Annotated in this window: 2 protein-coding genes; both read left to right on the forward strand. The window is 48.2% G+C overall.

Going from position 1 to position 3120, the window contains the following annotated elements; genetic code table 11:
* The first annotated feature begins 314 nt into the window (after positions 1–314).
* Positions 315–1055 carry a site-specific integrase gene (locus C4S63_RS17220; RefSeq protein WP_160052795.1) on the forward strand — a complete coding sequence of 247 codons (741 nt, stop codon included), beginning with the start codon at positions 315–317 and terminating at the stop codon, positions 1053–1055.
* Positions 1052–2962 (forward strand): hypothetical protein, encoded by a 1911-nt coding sequence (locus C4S63_RS17225; RefSeq protein ID WP_103918264.1) that lies wholly within the window; start codon positions 1052–1054, stop codon positions 2960–2962. Before C4S63_RS17220 ends, C4S63_RS17225 begins: the two co-directional genes overlap by 4 nt.
* The last annotated feature ends 158 nt before the right edge of the window (positions 2963–3120 follow it).

Consider the following 3120-nt stretch of genomic DNA (forward strand, 5'->3'; position numbering starts at 1 on the left):
AAGGATCGTCGTTTTCTGGTCATATGACACCTCGCTTAAGGTGGTGATTTTACCACCCTACGTTGGTGTCCGGATTCATTAGACCACTACAGTTCTACCGATGGTTGGAGCGGGACGGTCGGAAGTTCGAGTTTCCGCTGTGGATAGAAAATGATGCTTCGCTGCGATACAGCGATTCCAGAGGCTTCTTACGGAGTAAGGCCGTAAAGAGTACCGACCTGACGCGTTCATTCCGATCCATTAAGGGCTCGGCAGAGTACGGCGAATACATCCAGGATGGTGGAAAGCTGAGGCCGTTGCCAAAGGATGAGCAGGTGGCTGTTGTGGAGGCTTTACAGAAAATCGGCAATACCGAAATGCTTCTGTCGTTCCTTCTGGCGCTGACAACAGGAGCCAGGTTGCAAACGGTATTTACCTTAAGGCGATCCAACTTTGCCGACGAGCCGAGAAAGAATGCGGTTGCGTACCGAATAAAAGTTGGTCGAGGTACGTTGGTGGATACGAAATATGGCAAGCAGATGGTGATATTGGTTCCGGTATGGCTATACCGGAAAGTCCAGGTGTACATGCGGTCTCCGCGTTGTCTCTCAAGAGTGAGAGGCGCCTTCAATAATTGCGAACCTGCAAATGATCAGTACCTCTTCCTGACCCGCACTGGAAGGCCGTATTACCTCGCTCAGTGCGATGCCTTGGCAAGTGAATATCGATCGCCGCCACGAGGAAATTCTGTAAGCCAGTTTATTCGTCAGCAGTTAACCCCTTGTCTGCGCAAAGAGGGATTCGGGACTGATGTGCGTTTTCATGACCTAAGGGCTACCTATGGCATGAATTTGCTAGAGGCAAGTCTGAATGGGCGTGGTTCCAACCTGACGTATCCGGCGGGGGATCCTGAGATTTTCGAGATTCTTATGCGAATCCGAGAGCGGATGGGGCATTCAAGTCTGGCTACCACAGAGCGCTATTTGAAGTATTCAAGGAGAGGTGAGTATGAACAGGGGGTGCAGGTCGATTATGAGGGGTTTCTTAGGGAAATAGCTGGCATGGAGGTTCTGTGAGTGAATCCTGGGTTAAGCATGAAGTGGAGGTTTATGACATTGACGGTGTGCCCGTTGATGGAGGCGATGACTCGTTCGATATTTCCAGGGTTGCTATCAGGGTTCCCGGATATGTGTATCCTGTAGATATTGGGAGTTGGTGTTATACGGAAAGGCGGCGGCTGGGCCAGAATAAATTCTCTGGCTCAATTGCACTCAAAGAGGTTGTAAAGAGCAGTTACAGGAAGCAGAGAGGCGCAGCTGTTACGGGGTTTGTGGATTTTATTAGATATCATCTCTCTATTGGGAAATCGAAAAACTCGATCAAAGGTTTTCTGAGTCAGTTCCAAATTTTCGTTTCTTGGTGTGATGACTGCCAGCCAGAAGGGTTGGATGGCCCATCGGAATTTATCGAAGCTGTATCTGGGTATACAGAGAATCTTATCCAGAGGGTACGGTGGAGTCGGCTCAATAGAAATACAGCTGCCACATTTCAGCAAGTCGTTATGCTTGTGGGAAGGTTTCTATACGAAGATCCTTACATGGATCTTTTTAGATCTGTGCGCCGGATAAGGCGCTCGCTGGGGGCAGTAGTAAAAACAGAGGTTCCTGGAGATGACGTCGCCGGTACGGCGTTTAAGGCATACCAAGAAATATTCGCGCAGTTATCAGGTTTTGTACTAAACCATGAGCCATTTCCCAAGAAGATCGTGATTGGAAAGGATTACTTCTGGTTTTTTCCGACCGCACTTCCCATTGCGGGGCCGGCCACTGTTGGTGGGAAAAAGGCGCTGGGGAAAAGGTATATATGTTATGACTACATTAAGGGGGAAATAAGATCGCTTAAAGATGTTGCCAGGCTGTCGGAGTCGCGATTTCCTGGCTCCATTGCTCAGTCTGTTCGAAGAGCCAGGGCAAATATCGATAAGGCCAATGAAGATTATTTTCACGAGAGAAGAATTTTCGCTGCAACATTTGCAGTGCAGTCATTTTTGATGATTTTTTCCGCAAGTACTGGGATGAATCTCGCTCAGATGCTGTCAATTCCTTGGGAGGAAGAGTACGACTTTTCCCGGGAGCGTCTCGGTTTTAGAGGTTTAAAGAGTAGGGCGGGCAACAAAGAGGTTACTTTTTATCTCTCTTCGGGGATCTTTCCGGCTTTCAATCTCTTCTTGCGACTTCGTGCTTATCTATCAGATTATCTCGGGGGTAAGGGGGCGTCGCCGTTTTTATTCTTCAACGTTGTGAGAGGGGAGGCAAGAGCTTTCGGGTCTAATTTCTCGAACCATTTCCACAGCAGGATCCGTAGTTGTTTTGGCCTCGACATGGAGGTGTCTACTCGGATGTGGAGGGCCTTCAAGGCGGATTGGCTTCTGGCCAATGTTCCATTTAAGACCTCAGTTATTTTAATGCAGAACTCTCCTGCGACAATGCTGAGACATTATGCTGACGGTTCGGAGCAGAAGTCAGATAAAGAGCTTGGTAAGTTTCTATCTTCATACAAGGCTGAGATCGTCATCTCGGATAGTAAAAAGGATGCTCCACTCTCCGTGGGGCACTGCCACTCCATGAATCCATCCCCGTTATTCAATGCTTCCATAAACCCCGATTGCAGGAAAGAAGAGGGATGCCTTTTCTGTGATAAGTACAGGGTGCATCTGGACGAGAAGGATTACAGAAAACTGGTCTCATTTAGATATATTTTGGAGATTAGCAGGCCGCTGGCGAAAAGTGACGACCACTTTGCTGGAAGCGTTTCGGCTGTCCTAAAAAGAATCGATGACCTCCTTGGTTTGATGGCATCCAGTAGTGATGATTTAAAGGTAGCAGCTGGCAGCATATACCGAGATGTGTATGAGTGTGAAAATCTTTCTGGGTTTTGGGCTGCGAAGTTGAGGCTATTGGATGATCTTGGGGTTGGAATATGAAGGGGCTAAAGTGTAAAGCTAACTTTATATCCGATTATGGCGTGGAGTTGTCGCATCCTCCAGTGTAGTGGTCAACTAATACCGGACAGTGATTTAGGTTTTTCTTCGGCCACCGCAGGGGCGATCCCGCCGTTGTAGCTGTGAGGCCTGTGGTAATT

The sequence above is a fragment of the Alcanivorax sp. DSM 26293 genome, from assembly GCF_900107995.1.
GTDB lineage: Bacteria > Pseudomonadota > Gammaproteobacteria > Pseudomonadales > Alcanivoracaceae > Alcanivorax.